The sequence below is a fragment of the Weissella confusa genome, assembly GCA_041871065.1.
GTDB lineage: Bacteria > Bacillota > Bacilli > Lactobacillales > Lactobacillaceae > Weissella > Weissella confusa_A.
Genome location: CP168942.1, coordinates 430,001 through 444,663, shown reverse-complemented (window position 1 = coordinate 444,663; position 14,663 = coordinate 430,001). Strand labels below are relative to the sequence as shown.

Here is a 14,663-nt window from a genome sequence, read left to right as displayed (position 1 = left end):
GCACTTTTTAACCATGACCCGTCATTAACTGGCATAATAACTTACGTGCTAACCCGTCACTAATTTCTACCATCTCTCTTTCCCTTTCTCAGTAGAAATTAGCTGACACAGCGCCATGGCTTTTAGAGAGAGCCGTGTGGGGGTTAAAAACAACTTCATCAAAAAACGGCGGAGCAGATATGCTTCGCCGTTTTTGTTTACTTCTTTAGTTTTAACGTCATCGCGTTAATCGCCACGATGATTGTTGAGAGTGACATCAAAATAGCACCGACCATTGGATCAAGCTTAAAACCAATAGGAATTAGAATACCAGCTGCCAATGGGATGGCAATCAAGTTATATCCTGCTCCCCACCAGAGGTTCTGGGTCATCTTGCGCTTAGCTTGACGGGCCAATTCAAGGAGTGTTGTGACATCAGCAAGTTTTGAATCAACCAACACCACATCTGATGCATTAATTGCGACGTCAGTTCCGGCACCAATCGCCACACCCAAGTCAGCTTGGGCCAATGCAGGTGAGTCATTAACACCGTCACCAATCATCATCACCGCACCGTTTTCTTGGTACGTCTTGACCAACTCAATCTTGTCGGCCGGCTTCAAATCAGCACGGACTTCGTGAATACCTAAAGCTGACGCCACGCGTTGGGCTGCTTTTTCATTATCACCAGTCAGCATGACCGGTGTGATGTTTTGTTGATGCAAGCTGTCGATAAAGTCTTGCGCATCTGGCTTAATGGCGTCTGACAATCCGATAATACCAAGTGGCTCGTCATGCTTTAACAAAACGCTGACTGTTTCGCCAGTCGCCGTTGCTGTCATAATCAGGTCACGAACCTGTTGATCCAAATTTTCCGGCAACGTTGTTGGTGACACCAAACGGTAGTGTGCATCGCCGATCATACCAGATACGCCCTCACCAGCCGTCGCCGTTTGGTGCATCACCATTGGCACGTCCAAATCATGGGCTGCTTTCAAGATGCCAGTCGCCAACGGGTGCGAACTACCTTGTTCAAGCGCCGCTGCATAACGTAACACATCATCCGACGTCCAACCGTCAGCCAGAGCGTTCACGGTTTGTACCTTAAAGTCACCCTCCGTCAACGTACCCGTCTTATCCATCAACACGTAACGCAAATCGTTCACGCGTTCCAAGGCAGCGCGGTTTTGGATGAGCAAACCATTTTGGGCAGCCAAGCCAGTCAAACGCGCAACAACCAATGGAATGGCCAACCCAAGCGCGTGTGGACAGGCAATAATAAAGACCGTCACCGCGATTGGCAAAGCATACGCAAAGCCGTGGAGTGCCGTCCAAATAACGAATGCTAAAATACCAACAATCATCGCAGCGTAGAACAACCAGCCAGCTACGCGGTCAGCTAACGTCTCTGCGTGTGATTGATTTTGTTGTGCATTCGCCACCAAGTGTTGCACTTGCGCTAAGAAACCATCATCAGAACGGTGCGCCACCGTCATCGTAAATGAGGCGCCACCATTTAGCGACCCGCCAACAACATGGTCACCTTCATGCTTCATAACGCCGGTTGATTCACCGGTTAGCAATGATTCATCCAACGTTGGCATCCCCGTTAAGACGCGACCATCAACTGGTACGCGCTCATTTTCTTTAACCAACAAGACATCGCCCAATGCCAAATCCGAAATAGCGACATCCATGAAGTGGTCACCATGATGACGACGGTGAGCCATCTTAGGCACCAACGCTGCCAACCCGTCCACGGCAGAACCAGCCTTCATCACCGCGTTCATCTCGATGATGTGGCCAATCAACATAATGTCAATCAACGTTGCCAGCTCCCAGAAGAAGTCCATCACCATTGCTTCGGGATGCAAGGCATTCATAATCGTGGCATACAAACTGTAGACGTAAGCCACCACAATTCCCATTGTAATCAACGTCATCATTGCCGGCTTGCGACTCTGCAATTCGCCACGGGCACCGCTAAAGAACGGTGTGCCACCGTAGAAAAATAGAATTGAACCTAGCAACAACACCAACCAGTTTTGACCCGGAATGCCAGTAATCGTAAACGGCATCTTCATCCCCATCATTGGTGACAGCAGGATAATTGGCACCGTCAAGATTAGGGATACAATCAACTTTCGATTCATATTCCCCATATGCATCATGTGGCCACCGTGCATCATCATGTCATCATGATTCATGTGATCCATGTGGTCTATGTGGTCCATGTGGTCCATGTGGTCCATTGGCATATCCATGTCCATATGTTTTTCACTCATATTCATCTGATGGTCGCTATGCTCATGCATACTCATATCATGATGATCATCATGTTTTGTCATCGCTCTCCTCCGTGTGTACAACTTCACAATTCATTCTACCGCCAAACTTTAAATAAGCAAAATGGTATTAAAAAACGTTCCGGCTCGTTGCCAGAACGTTTCTCTTTCTCTAGTTAGCCGCAAGCACTGCCTGTTGCCGTTCAACCAGCTTGGGATAGTGCACCTTGATACGCGCCGGCATCCGGACTGGCTGGAGATTAACTACCAATTTATTTGCTGATTCCAACTGCAATAGCGCATCCTTTTGCGCCTGAGTCAATTCATCAGCATATTGTTGTACATTATTGTGTAGCATGACAGCACCTGTAATTTTCATTGCATAAGCTGTCATTGCGGTATAACAAACCTTGGGTACCGACTTCATGTAGTTCTCAATTGTCGTATCAAGCGCCTGCGCTGCAAGCACATTCATCATCATACTGTGAGAACCACGCAAGTCGTAATACAAGCCGCTTGGCAACAAAATACCTTCCAAGCCCGTTTCAGGCTTATTAGAACAGTCGTTTGTCGCCAAGAAGCGGCTGACTGACATTGGCGGATTAGCCGCCATGTACTCTGAAACCGCGACTTGCACAGACCCATTTTCTTTTAACCAATTTTCGATCCGTTGTGACTTCTCCATTGCGTCCATAAGTGCACTTCCTTTCGTAGCCGGTGGATACGTTAAGCGTACGCTTATTTCGGTCAAATGTTAAATGATAACCCTTACATATACAAAAATGACGACCAGTCGTTAAACTAGTCGTCATTTTCATAGATAGTTATTATCCCAAGTGCTTCAAAACAAACGTGTTGTATTGGTCAGCTACACCAGCAAGGAATGACTTCGTTCCTTCGTTAGTGATCTTTCCACCTTCGTTTGCCAATTCGGCCGTGTTACCAATGTAAAGCTCTGGTTGGTGCATGATTGCCATGTCCAAGAAGTCCAAAGTGTTACGCAACACGTGGTGCGCTACAACACCACCAAGACCGGCGATTGATTGTGAGGCAGGCAAAACTGGCTTTCCAGCCCATACGTTTTGTCCCCATGGACGTGAAGCGATGTCCAAAGCGTTCTTCAATGCAGCTGGCACTGAACGGTTGTGTTCAGGCGTTACCATGATGAAGGCATCTTGTGCAGAAACCCACGCACGGAAGTCTTCATATTCCTTAGGAGAGTTAGCATCAAGGTCTTGGTTGTACAAAGGCAACGTTGCGATGTCGAAGTATGAAACTTCTGCATCAGCTGGCAAACCAGCAACAAGGGCCTCGGCTACACCAAGTGAGTATGAGTTCTTACGAGTTGATCCTACAATTACACCGTACTTTGTCATGATTAAAATCTCCTAACTGATTTGTACTACATTTCACTTACAAAATATAAGTCTATATGGAGTAGCACGAAAAAGCAAGGTGTCAAATAAAAAGGAACGTCCCATTTACGGTCCATTTTGACCCGCAAATGTAGGTGAATCCTGACTTAATGCCGTAATTATCTAACTTTTTGAGAAAACCGCAAAAACTTTCACTTCTCATTCATGGCAAAACAAAGTACTAGCAGACTAAAATCAACGCGAAGACAGCAAAAAAGCCTCGAGACACATCAATGTATCTCGAGGCTTTTCAAATCATTATGCGATCGGCGGGGGTCGAACCCGCACGGTATCTCTACCACAGGATCCTTAATCCTGCGCGTCTGCCAATTCCGCCACGACCGCATGTCTGTACCGAAAGTATCAGCACAGATTATATTATCAGATATAACGCTTGTATGCAAGCTGACTATATCTCGTCATCATTGTTATGACGGGGTTGCAAGACCTCTACCTTAACGTCTTCAGCTGGTTCATCTTCTGGATAATTAATAATAATATCCTCATCAGCTGGCGTTACATCCTTGCGTACCCCAGGTTCCGCTTCAGCTTCGGTTTGTTGTGACTTGTCCTTCTTGGTGATGTCATTAAACACATTAACAACAGCGTCCTTGAATTCACCCACCTTGTCATTAATCTTGGCTTGGTTTTCTGGATCAGCCAAATAGTCGCCACCCTTTTGTGCTTGCTCGCCCAATACAGTCACGACATCGCCAGTCTTCTTAACGACCTTACTTACTACGTCTAAAAATGCCATGGCACTTTCCCCCTTTTCTTTCTATTATACCTGGTTACCAAAAAAGAGTGGACTTTCATCCACTCTCCTCGTTTACTTTTCTTTTGGTTCAATCATCGTCAAACCGATTCGTTCACGCTTTACGTCAACGTCAACCACCCAAACCGTGATGATGTCACCAACGGCAACAATCTCATGTGGGTTAGTCACGCGACGCTTAGCCATGCGTGAAATGTGAACCAGACCGTCTTCGTGCACACCCAAATCAACGAATGCTCCGAAGTCGACCACGTTACGTACCGTTCCTTGCAATTGCATCCCCGGCTTCAAGTCCTTCAATGACAACACATCCGAACGTAACACAGCACCTGGCGCGTCATCACGCAAATCACGACCTGGGTTACCCAATGATGCAATAATGTCTTGCAACGTTGCGAGACCGATGCCAAAGCGATCAGCTGTCGCTTGATTGTTCAAACGAGCCAATGGCTTTTGCGCGGCTTCACCTAGTGCTGTGACACCTGCCTCAGCCAGCAAAGCTTCCGCAATTTTGTATGACTCTGGGTGAATATCAGTGTTGTCCAACGCATTCTTGCCATCTGGCAAACGCAAGAATCCAGCGGCTTGCTCAAACGCCTTAGGACCAAGCTTAGGTACCTTCTTCAATTGCGCACGTGACGTAAACTGACCGTTCTCATCACGATAAGCCACAATGTTGGCCGCCGTCGTCTTCGTCAAACCAGCAATGTGTGTTAGCAATTGTGGTGACGCCGTATTCAAGTTAACACCAACTTGGTTAACAGCTGTTTCCAATACTGCATCCAATTCCGTTTCAAGTTCCTTCGTTGGCAAGTCGTGTTGGTATTGCCCAACGCCAACCGCTTGTGGGTCAATCTTAATCAACTCGGCCATTGGATCTTGCAAACGACGGGCAATTGAAATGGCTGAACGTTGCTCAACTTGCAAGTCAGGGAATTCTGCACGCGCCATATCACTGGCTGAGTACACTGATGCACCTGATTCGTTAACCACGACATATTGCAAGTCAGGCAAATCCGACTTGATGATGTCGGCCACGAAACTTTGTGACTCACGGGAAGCCGTTCCGTTTCCAATGGCAACCAATGATACACCGTACTTCTTCACCAAGTTAATGATGGTTTGCTTAGCGCCCTTAGGATCGTACTGCATACCACGCAATGGGTAAATGTGCGCCTTCTCCAAGAACTTACCATTCTCATCAACAACTGCCAACTTAGAACCAGTACGGACACCCGGGTCGTACCCGAGCACCACACGACCGCGCAAAGGCGCTGCCATTAGCAAGTGATACAAGTTTGTGCCAAACACCTTAATGGCATCCCCCGCTGCGCGATCGAACAATTCCTTGCGCAGTTCGCGTTCGATAGCTGGACCAATGAAACGCTTGTAGGCGTCGTTAGCTGCTGCTGTCAAAACGTCGGCTGATTCGCCAGTCTTTGACCCAACCAAGCGGAACTTCAAGTAACGCTCGATAGCAGCCACGTCAACATCGATGCTGCCTGACAACACACCTTCATTTTCACCACGGTTAATTGCCAAAATTTGGTGGTTCGCCACCTTATTCATCGGCATACTAAAGTCGTAGTAAAGTTGGAAAATGCCTTGTTCGTCCTTATCACCTGCGCCACGCTTTTGCTTAGAAACCAAGCGACCGTGGTCACGGGTGTACTTACGAACCCAGTCACGCAAGCCAGCGTTTTCACCGATAACTTCGGCAAAGATTTCGTGCACACCAGCCATAACGGCAGCCACGTCTGGCAAGTCCTTGTCCGCGTCGACAAACTTTGCCGCTTCAGCTTGCAAGCCTGCCACTGGGAACTTTTGCACGAACTGTGCCATTGGCATCAAGCCAGCTTCCTTGGCAATCGTAGCCTTGGTACGACGCTTTTGCTTGTATGGGAGATACAAATCTTCCACCGCTTGCATCGTATCAGCTGCCACCAAAGCCTTCATCAAGTTTGGCGTCATCGCCTTTTGCTCAGTGATGGCCTTTTCGACCGTCGCCTTGCGTGCTTGCAAATCTTCCAAACGCTTCGTGGCTGCTTGGATATCACGAATTTGGACTTCATCCAAGTTACCCGTGACATCCTTACGGTAACGTGCGATAAATGGCACCGTGTTACCATCAGCCAACAAATCAGCCGTGGCTGTCACTTTCTTAAGTGGCAAAGCTAATTCCTTTGCTACTTCCCCAACGATATCAATCTTTAGGGCATCATCTACCGCCGTCGTCATTACATTACCGTGTTCATGATGCGACGAACTTGCACCAAGAACTTCTCCATCAACGTATCTTGATCCGTTTCTGATTGCTTAAAGTCGTCCATGTTAATCGTTTGGTTTTCAACGTCCAATGACTTAGCCATCATTTCAGTGGCATCAGCATATTCACCAAACGTCTTCTTCATTGATTGGTGAACACCCATCAAACGAACCGGCGCAGCAATGGCGTTGATCTTGGCTGAAGCGTCCTTGTAAACGGCAACGGCTTCGTCAAATTCCATTGCAATTTCTTGGAATTCTGCCTTTGGCATCTCGGCTACCTTGTCAGCCTTGATTGCGTCATCCAACTTCTCAAAGAAAGGTGCCACCTTGTTACCAGCGTCCTCAGTTGCTTGGATAACAGCCCCCAAGTTTGCTGCGTATTGTTGTGGTGAAACGAACTTCGTCTTAGCCATGAATAGAATCTCCTTCTTGCCTTTAACGGCACTGATAATTAATCAATAATGATTCTATTATAACAGGTTTCACCGTGGCTTAATCGCCGGTTGCAAAACGCAATGCTTGATCCAAGTCAGCCAACAAATCACTAATATCTTCAATGCCGACAGACAAGCGTAGTGTCTCTGGACGCGTGCCTGATGCGATCAACTCTTCTTCTGAAAGTTGCGCGTGTGAGGTTGATGCCGGGTGCAAGATAGATGACTTACCTTCACCAGACGAAGCAAAATGTGTGAATACTTTGACACTGTCCAACACTTTTTTACCAGCTTTAGCACCCCCGACAACCCCAAACGTGAAGATTGAGCCAGGTCCCTTTGGCAGATATTGTTGCGCACGCTCGTAGTAACGATTATCAGTCAATCCGGCATAATTCACCCACGCCACAGCTGGGTGTTGTGACAAGAACTGGGCAACGCGCTTAGCATTATCCACGTGGCGTTGGACACACAACGACAGCGTTTCTAGGCCCAATAAAATCAACCACGCATTGAATGGTGACAACGTTGCGCCAGTGTCGCGGAGCAAGTTGTAGCGAATCCGATTAATGTAAGCAGCATCCCCAAACTTTTCCGTGTAAACCAGCCCGTGGTAACTTTCGTCCGGCGTCGTCAAACCAGGAAACTTATCATTTTGCGTCCAATCAAAGTGACCGCTATCGACAATCACACCACCCAGCGCTGCGCCGTGACCTGACAAGAACTTAGTCGCTGAGTAGACCACGATATCCGCACCAAAGTCGAACACGCGTGATAGGTACGCCGTTGCGAACGTATTGTCGACAATCAACGGAATTCCCGCTTCGTGTGCAATGTCAGCCAAGACGGTTAAGTCAGCAATATTCGAATTTGGATTACCAATTAATTCAACGTACAACGCCTTCGTATTCGCTTGAATCGCATTTGTAACCGCAACCCAATCATCGATATCAACAAATGTTGTTGTCACCCCGCGACGTGGATATGCGGTTGCGAGCAAGTTGTGCGTGCCACCATAAAGGGTGTTGGCTGCCACGATGTGGTCACCAGCAACCGTCAAGTTTTCCAATGCGTAATTAATCGCAGCCATCCCTGATGAAACTGCTACTGCGCCTACACCACCTTCCAACAAGGCTAACCGATCTTCGAGAACAGCTGTCGTTGGATTCGTGAAGCGCGTGTACAATTGGCCCGGCTTTTCAAGCGCAAATTGTGACGCTGCATCATCTGCACTGTCATAAACATATGACGTCGTTTGGTAGATAGGGACACTCGTTGCATGCGCCTCCGCGTCAGGTGTATATCCACCATGCAAAGCAAGTGTGTCGAAGTTAAGTTCTTGTTCTGTCATATTGTTATGCCTCATTTCTAAAATAAAAAGCCCGTTCCTACCCCAGATAAATTCTGGAATAGAAACGAGCTTGTCGTGTTACCATTCTATCTTCATTGGCCAGTTACCCAACGCAATCTTCATAACGTACGATCAGGGTGCGAGATGATGCATTGACGATACGCGTGTCGTTGTAACGGCGACCAACCCGTTATGCGCTCATAGACTTGCCACTCACGCATACCAATCACAGGCCATTTTCATCAGCTGGTTAATCACTGTCTCTCATCATTCAACAGTTTTCTGTGCATTTCCCAAGACTAACTACTTTCCTGCTCAAATTGTTTCTCATTAATTTTTAACAATACCGATTGTATACTCTAATTTTTAGTAAGTCAACAACAGAAAAAAACACCGGTACGAGATGCCCTATCATCTCATACCAGTGTTTGATTTTATTATAGGTTTTATGCGTAACGCCTTAATCTAACGAAATTATGCTTCCGTATCCAACAAAGCATACTTGCCATCGCGACGCTTGTAGACAACAGCTGGTGTGTTTGTCTCAGCATCTTGGAAGATGAAGAACTCGTGGCCCAACAATTCCATTTGCAAAACGGCTTCTTCTGCATCCATTGGCTTCAAAGCAACGTGCTTCGTACGAACAATGTCCAAACCTGCTGCTTCTTCAGCCTCAGCTTCTTCAACTTGCTCTTCAACAGCAAAGTCCAATTGCTCGATACCCTTGTATCCCTTTTCACGAGACTTGCGGTTAACCTTAGTCTTGTACTTACGGATTTGACGCTCCAACTTTTCTGACACGAAGTCAACCGTTTGATACATGTCTGATTGCGTATCTTCTGCACGCAACAACAGGTATGGCAATTGGATCGTTACTTCAGTCTTGAAAGTTCCTTCCTTGTAAGAACGAACATTTACGTGTGCTACATACTTAGCATCATCATTCAAGTAACGCTCCAAACGTGACAAACGCTTCTCGATGTACTCAGTCATCGCGTCTGTGACCTCAATGTTTTCACCACGTACCTTAAATTCTAGCATAATTCTGTCTCCTATCTGACTTATTTTGCGTGGGCCTAGTCCCCTAATAATGGCTTCACGCATCTCCCAAAGTATCCTTGAGATGTCCTTTCGGTAACTATATTGTAACACTCAGATGACAAGAGAGAAAGCGTTTTCATAAACTGTTCATAGCTCCGTCATCTAGCTAAGGTAATCGTGCATATCTGTTTCGCACCACATTCATATAAACACGTCGCAGCATGTCGCAAGGTTCTCCCTGTAGTATAAACATCATCAACTAAGCAAATTCTCTGACCAGTTAAATCAAGATTACCCAATTGGCACATAAATGGCTGTACCGTATTTAGACGATCCTGACGTGTTTTCAATGATTGTACACTCTTGTTATGCGATATACAACATAGAATATCATTTGTTTCACATATTTCTAATAGACCATTAACTTGGTTGAACCCGCGCATCGCCAACGTGTCGGGACTAACTGGGATTGGCACAATCATATCCACTGAAACTTCAGCCAACCTTTTCTGCAGCGCATTTTGGAAAATTGTTCGCAGATGATACCCACCTCGAAACTTATACTGCTGAAAGTAATCGTGCATCATGGCATCGTATTTAAACAGCGCTTGATTATTAAGTGGCGGATAGCCATCCCCCTAACCAAACCTGGCAATCCTCACATATTTCTTGTTGGGATGCTCGACCACATTCTTGGCAAGTCGGGCCAAGAATTGGTGTGAATTTTTCCCAACATGCCTGACAAATGGGTTGTTGGGATTTTGTTTTAAACTGCCAGAAATCAGTTAATCGCCAGGTTTCTGTGACACTCGTTCCGCAAAACTCACACCTCATAATTTTGCCCCATTTGATTCAAATAATTAATCTCACTCCGCGCTGCTAATAATGTTTGCGTTCTTTCTTGCACGAATGATGTGACCACGCCGAATGGTCGGCTACTACTACGCCCACATCGCCCAGCAATCTGAATAAGCGCCGCCTGACTAAATACTGAATCATCAGCCCCTAAAATAATCACGTCAATTCCTGGGAAGGTTACGCCACGTTCTAAGATAGTAGTCGTAATCAAAGCTTGGAGGCTTTCTTCACGCATTGCCTGCACCTTCGCTTGCCGTTCTGGATCTGCCGCGTGTGTAGCTGCAATGGCGATTTCAGGTGTCATGTGATGAACCATCATTAGCACAATATCTAAATCAGCAACCGTCGGCACAAATAGTAGAAAGCGTTGCCCACTTTGTTGATACGTCTGGAGCAATCGTCGTACCCGTTTAGGCAACTTTTTACGCCAATCGCCAATCCGACGAATTGTAAAATTCGGTAGTGGATTACCGTGGAACCGACGTGGCAACAAACTAATCGCCATTTGCTTACGGCGTACCTCGCGCAATAACCGTGGACTCGGTGTCGCCGTTAGATAAAAATGGGAACCCTGTTTGGCGGTAGCCTGTTGCAAAGCACCAATTAGTTGCTGGTTTTCCGCATATGGAAAAGCGTCAACTTCATCAATCACAATGACATCAAAGGCTTGTTTGAAACGCAATAATTGATGTGTTGAAGCCAAAACTAACTGGGTATAGCGGTATTCGTCTGGTGAATCACCATAAAGAGTGACGAAATCCGTGACAAATGCCGCCCGAATACGAGGTGCTAATTCAACAATCACATCCACACGCGGTGACACGATGGCGACACGTTTTCCAGCTTGTAGCGCATACGCCAGCATCGGAAATAACATTTCCGTTTTACCAGCGCCTGTCACGGCATACGTGAGATGTGAATCACCATTCGCTAATGCTTTGATTTGGTCATCCGCCACGCGTTGCTGAGCTGACGTTAATTTTCCCGTCCACACACAAGGATCCGAATCAATTTCAAATGTATGTGGCTCAGGTATTGTCACTAAGACCTCCTGACTTGAAAGTCGTCCTAAGTTGGCACATGCCCAACAAAAACTAGCGCCGTCTGACAAACGCCAATCTGGTTTAATTGTCGTCGCACACCGCTGACAAGTGTTGTGTTCAATTGCTGATGTCACCACCACATTATCTGGCAGTGTGGCCGTGTTCGTCACCGGCACTAGTCGTCCATAAAATAGACTTTGATCAAATTCCATAACATCCCCCTTGTTAATAAAGAGGAAGTTTTATCGTTTTTGTCCAAAAAAAGAGCACATTGACTCTCTGTTCAACGTGCTCATCTTATCGTTAATTCTTTTTGACGTCGCCGTCAGCGTTCTTAGTAACCTTCATATCAGAAACCGGAATGTATCCCAACTTCTTGATTGTTGATTTCATGGCCTTTGATTGTACAAACTTGATGTAAGACTTTGTGTTCTTATCAGTCTTCTTCGTTGTGTACATATGCTCATAGGCCCAGATTTGCCACTTGTTTGACGCAACATTTTTATCCGTTGGCTTCACCTTATCAATGGCAACCGTCTTAATTCCCTTGGCATTCGGTCCTGTCGTGTATGAGAAAGCCAAATATGAAATAGCGCCTGGTGTCGTTGACACAATCTTTTGAACGGCGCCATTATCATCTTGCTCTTGTGACGTCTTGGCGCTCTCGCCGTCCAACACATCATGTTCAAACGTGAAACGTGTACCAGAACCTTGGGCACGGTTAACTAGGACGATATCTTCATCCTTGCCACCAACGTCCTTCCAGTTGGTAATCTTGCCCGTGAAGATGTCACGAAGCTCAGCCTTTGTCAAAGACTTCACCGGCACATCCTTGTTCACAACTGGCGTGATACCAACAACTGCTACTTTGTGATCGGTTAACTTTTTATCATCGACCCCGTCCTTCTGACTCGCAAAGATATCAGAATTCCCAATAGTCACGCCACCCTTACCAACTTGGCTTAGGCCAGCACCAGATCCACCACCTTGCACGACAACTGACACGCCAGGATGCTTCTCTCCATACATCTCAGCGGCTTGTGACGCTAGTGGTTGTAAAGCGGTTGACCCCACAGCCAACACTTGCTTTTTCTTTGCGGCATTTGCATCATGCCCAACCAATCCCCCGGCTAATACGAGAACAACAGTACTTCCCACAACAAACTGCTTCTTATTCATCACTGACTCCTTCTCTGGTCATGTATTATTCGAGTTAGGTCGTAAGCGGTAAGCCACAGTTAGTAGTAGCAGATTGAGGCGCTTACCCCTTACGACATCTTTAAGTATAGTGACCCTTTGTATGTGTTTAGTCAGTGTTGTGTCATGATTCCATTGTGTTTTTGTAAATAGTTACTTTACAAAAGGAAAACGCCACCCGATTTTTCGAGTGACGTTCGTAGTCTGCTTTATACAATTGTGAGATTCATACGTGACGGCGTTGCCCAGCCGACAGCGTTTGTACCGGCGTTAACTGACTCCCATTGTCCCATATTCAACCAATACTCACGTGGACTCGTGGCATATGGATCAGAAATCAAGAACTGGCCGTTGCGATACCCAACGATGGTCATCACGTGGAAAGCCTTCTGGTTGGCCAGGTTCCAATTATAGTTTCCCCAGGTAACAACAGCCCGACCGTTACGAAGCTCGCTCATAACTGTTCCGACACCAGCCCCAGTCAAATCTCTAATCCCTTTAACCATTGGCTTCAAACGATCTGTCATTGCCGTGGCAAAGATGGTTTCAACCTTGGCAGCCCCAGCGCTGTATGGATCACCATAGAATCCTTGCCATGGGGCGACGTTCCAGCCGTAACCCATCTGGCGATACAACGCATTAATGTCGTAGTAACGTCCCTTAACAGACGCCGCAATTTGAAGTGATGCTCCCTCACATCCTTGTGGCATACCTGCGTTTAGTTGTGAGTACCAACGGTGATTCAACGTAATGGCATCCATCGCACCGCCACCATTGAAGTGCGCAATCCCGTAATCCACATTGCGTGAAGAGTTTGTGGCCTTTAGATAAGTACCCTTATCAAAGTAATAGGTATCACCGTACCAGTCTTTAACACCAGTCACGATACGCCCATTATCACCAAACATGTACCACAAGCCCCAATTTGATTGGAGGTAGTTATTGTCTTGGCGTAGGTACGTGTTGTGGTCAAAGTAATAATAACTACCTGCCCACTGTTGCACATCCGTCTTAATCCGGCCATCGCTACCAAATAGGTACCAATCACCCCAACGTGACTGCAAATAGTTGTTATCACGACGCAAGAAGGTATTGTGATCAAAGTAATAGTAACTACCTGCCCAACGTTGCACGTCAGTCTGAATGCGTCCATCCGATCCGAATAAGTACCATTGGCCCCATCGAGATTGCAGATAGGCATTATTTACACGCTTGTACGTATCGTGGTTAAAGTAATAATAAGTCACATTCCAGTGTTGCACATCTGTGGTTGCCTTACCGTCTTTACCAAATAGGTAACTGGCCCCATTTTGCGTCTCATACTTGTTTTTTACCATTTCGCCAGTCTTAGGATTAAAGTAATACAACCCATTCTGATAACGTTGCACACCAACTTGCTTAAGACCATTCTTGAATAAGACGTAATGCTTACCATCATAAACATAGCCATTCACGCGCTCGTTATGACGATAGAATACTCCGTCCACATAACCATTCTTTTCGGTTGGCGCTGCCGGTGCGGTCGTTTTTGTTTGATTATTTGTTGCTTCTTTAGCTGGTGTCTTAGCAACTGATTCTTGCTTTGCAGCTGCACTTGAAACCGGTGCCTTACCAATCAATATTGACGGCTTTTGAATATCAGATGCCACTGAGCTAGTAGCGCTGTCAGCCTTGTCAGTTGATGCTACTGAAGCACTACTAGTTGTCGATGCTTGTGAGCTAGCTGACGGTGTTGCGACCGAGCTATTCGCAACGCTTTCGGCCTCTGAACTTGCGACTGTACTGTCCGCCGATGAATCGGATATAACACTCTCATCCGTGTTCTCTGATGCAGCAGATGATTCTGCAACGCTTTCTGATTTTGCTGCTTCACTTTCATCCGCCACAACAGCTTCACTAGCTGCATTACTTTCTTCGTCTGTCACGACCACCACCGCATTCTCAATCGGCGCAGTTTCCGTTACCGTTTGTTGTGGCTGATCTTGCTGTCCATTTTCTTGTTCATCCGCTAATGCGG

13 protein-coding genes and 1 tRNA gene (1 of these 14 cut by a window edge) are annotated in these 14,663 nt (G+C 46.5%); all 14 read right to left on the bottom strand.

From position 1 onward, the window contains the following. Nucleotides 1–197: 197 nt before the first annotated feature. Nucleotides 198–2,327 carry a copper-translocating P-type ATPase gene (locus ACAW68_01860; GenBank protein ID XGA16337.1) on the bottom strand — a complete coding sequence of 710 codons (2,130 nt, stop codon included), beginning with the start codon at nt 2,325–2,327 and terminating at the stop codon, nt 198–200. A gap of 109 nt (nt 2,328–2,436) precedes the next feature. After that, complete coding sequence (locus ACAW68_01855) at nt 2,437–2,958, bottom strand: hypothetical protein (protein ID XGA16336.1); 522 nt, start codon at nt 2,956–2,958, stop codon at nt 2,437–2,439. 133 nt (nt 2,959–3,091) lie between these two features. After that, the gene (locus tag ACAW68_01850; GenBank protein ID XGA16335.1) at nt 3,092–3,640 is read right to left on the bottom strand and encodes an NADPH-dependent FMN reductase; all 549 of its coding nucleotides are present in this window, start codon (nt 3,638–3,640) and stop codon (nt 3,092–3,094) included. 300 nt (nt 3,641–3,940) lie between these two features. Further along, nucleotides 3,941–4,024, bottom strand: a tRNA-Leu gene (locus tag ACAW68_01845). A gap of 64 nt (nt 4,025–4,088) precedes the next feature. Further along, nucleotides 4,089–4,436: a hypothetical protein gene (locus tag ACAW68_01840; GenBank protein XGA16334.1), complete on the bottom strand. Its 348-nt coding sequence runs from the start codon at nt 4,434–4,436 to the stop codon at nt 4,089–4,091. 72 nt (nt 4,437–4,508) lie between these two features. Then, nucleotides 4,509–6,692: a Tex family protein gene (locus ACAW68_01835; protein XGA16333.1), complete on the bottom strand. Its 2,184-nt coding sequence runs from the start codon at nt 6,690–6,692 to the stop codon at nt 4,509–4,511. After that, nucleotides 6,692–7,135: a hypothetical protein gene (locus ACAW68_01830; GenBank protein XGA16332.1), complete on the bottom strand. Its 444-nt coding sequence runs from the start codon at nt 7,133–7,135 to the stop codon at nt 6,692–6,694. The genes ACAW68_01835 and ACAW68_01830 overlap by 1 nt, the downstream gene beginning before the upstream one ends. Nucleotides 7,136–7,214: 79 nt before the next feature. Continuing rightward, nucleotides 7,215–8,507, bottom strand: a complete 1,293-nt coding sequence (locus ACAW68_01825) for an O-acetylhomoserine aminocarboxypropyltransferase/cysteine synthase family protein (GenBank protein ID XGA16331.1) — start codon at nt 8,505–8,507, stop codon at nt 7,215–7,217. A gap of 474 nt (nt 8,508–8,981) precedes the next feature. Further along, nucleotides 8,982–9,548 (bottom strand): ribosome hibernation-promoting factor, HPF/YfiA family, encoded by a 567-nt coding sequence (gene hpf, locus ACAW68_01820; GenBank protein ID XGA16330.1) that lies wholly within the window; start codon nt 9,546–9,548, stop codon nt 8,982–8,984. Between the two features lie 158 nt (nt 9,549–9,706). Further along, nucleotides 9,707–10,132 (bottom strand): ComF family protein, encoded by a 426-nt coding sequence (locus ACAW68_01815; GenBank protein ID XGA16987.1) that lies wholly within the window; start codon nt 10,130–10,132, stop codon nt 9,707–9,709. A 31-nt stretch (nt 10,133–10,163) separates the two neighbouring features. Next, nucleotides 10,164–10,382, bottom strand: a complete 219-nt coding sequence (locus tag ACAW68_01810; protein ID XGA16329.1) for a double zinc ribbon domain-containing protein — start codon at nt 10,380–10,382, stop codon at nt 10,164–10,166. Continuing rightward, complete coding sequence (locus ACAW68_01805) at nt 10,372–11,661, bottom strand: DEAD/DEAH box helicase (protein XGA16328.1); 1,290 nt, start codon at nt 11,659–11,661, stop codon at nt 10,372–10,374. Before ACAW68_01805 ends, ACAW68_01810 begins: the two co-directional genes overlap by 11 nt. A 91-nt stretch (nt 11,662–11,752) precedes the next feature. Next, nucleotides 11,753–12,628, bottom strand: a complete 876-nt coding sequence (locus ACAW68_01800) for a phosphate ABC transporter substrate-binding protein (protein ID XGA16327.1) — start codon at nt 12,626–12,628, stop codon at nt 11,753–11,755. A 227-nt stretch (nt 12,629–12,855) separates the two neighbouring features. Further along, nucleotides 12,856–14,663, bottom strand: partial view of a C39 family peptidase gene (locus ACAW68_01795; protein ID XGA16326.1) — the 3' portion only. The gene runs 64 nt beyond the window's last position; only the last 1,808 of its 1,872 coding nucleotides appear in the window; its start codon lies off the right edge, out of view — the gene reads right to left on this strand; it ends in the stop codon at nt 12,856–12,858.

Coding starts and splice junctions, on each gene's coding strand:
- ACAW68_01800 (XGA16327.1), bottom strand. CDS start 12,628: ATGAATAAGAAGCAGTTTGTTGTGGGAAGTACTGTTGTTCTCGTATTA.
- ACAW68_01830 (XGA16332.1), bottom strand. CDS start 7,135: ATGGCTAAGACGAAGTTCGTTTCACCACAACAATACGCAGCAAACTTG.
- ACAW68_01805 (XGA16328.1), bottom strand. CDS start 11,661: ATGGAATTTGATCAAAGTCTATTTTATGGACGACTAGTGCCGGTGACG.
- ACAW68_01855 (XGA16336.1), bottom strand. CDS start 2,958: ATGGACGCAATGGAGAAGTCACAACGGATCGAAAATTGGTTAAAAGAA.
- ACAW68_01860 (XGA16337.1), bottom strand. CDS start 2,327: ATGACAAAACATGATGATCATCATGATATGAGTATGCATGAGCATAGC.
- ACAW68_01825 (XGA16331.1), bottom strand. CDS start 8,507: ATGACAGAACAAGAACTTAACTTCGACACACTTGCTTTGCATGGTGGA.
- ACAW68_01850 (XGA16335.1), bottom strand. CDS start 3,640: ATGACAAAGTACGGTGTAATTGTAGGATCAACTCGTAAGAACTCATAC.
- ACAW68_01815 (XGA16987.1), bottom strand. CDS start 10,132: ATGCACGATTACTTTCAGCAGTATAAGTTTCGAGGTGGGTATCATCTG.
- ACAW68_01835 (XGA16333.1), bottom strand. CDS start 6,692: ATGACGACGGCGGTAGATGATGCCCTAAAGATTGATATCGTTGGGGAA.
- ACAW68_01840 (XGA16334.1), bottom strand. CDS start 4,436: ATGGCATTTTTAGACGTAGTAAGTAAGGTCGTTAAGAAGACTGGCGAT.
- hpf (XGA16330.1), bottom strand. CDS start 9,548: ATGCTAGAATTTAAGGTACGTGGTGAAAACATTGAGGTCACAGACGCG.
- ACAW68_01810 (XGA16329.1), bottom strand. CDS start 10,382: ATGAGGTGTGAGTTTTGCGGAACGAGTGTCACAGAAACCTGGCGATTA.